Genomic DNA, 605 nt, shown 5'->3' with positions numbered 1-605 from the left:
CCAGCGTGATAGCTGGAAGGTATGAGCAGTTGGGCCCCTACGAAGGACAAGACCACGAACTGGTCGGCTTACAATGAAGCACTGTGCCAGCGCGGATCGCTGACGATCTGGTTCGATCCCGACATGATGTGGAAGCTGCCGCCCAGCGGGAAGCGTGGGCGGCAGCCGAGTTTCAGCGATGAAGCTATCCAGACGTGCCTGACAATGAAGGGTGAAGGGCGCTCGGAAAACAGTCCGGTGGACTGTTTTCAGCCCTGAACGGGCGGAGCCCCGGGCAAGTTTGGCATGGTCGCCATTGGGAGCGCTATTGGTCCGAGCGACAATGGCGACGAGACAAACGACCGGGTTCGTTCAGAGCCTCCTGCGGCTGGTTGGGTTGGATTGGCGAGTGCCGGACTTCAGCACCCTGTGCCGCCGCCAAAAGACGCTGAATGTGGCGATCCCGTATCGCGGCGGCACGGGCCCGCTAAACCTGCTGATCGACAGCACCGGCATCAAGGCCGAAGGCGAAGGTGAGTGGAACGCCCGCAAGCACGGCGGAGCCAAACGGCGCATCTGGCGCAAGGTGCACATCGGTATCGACGAGGAAACATTGGAAGTCCGGG

1 pseudogene is annotated in these 605 nt (G+C 61.5%); it reads left to right on the top strand.

Annotated elements, in window-relative coordinates:
* Positions 1-21: 21 nt before the first annotated feature.
* Positions 22-605 (top strand): annotated as a pseudogene (locus tag FEV53_RS22340) (transposase); the annotation flags it as partial.

Source organism: Palleronia caenipelagi, from assembly GCF_007004065.1.
Classification (GTDB): domain Bacteria; phylum Pseudomonadota; class Alphaproteobacteria; order Rhodobacterales; family Rhodobacteraceae; genus Palleronia; species Palleronia caenipelagi.
This window is presented reverse-complemented; position numbering and strand designations above follow the sequence as displayed.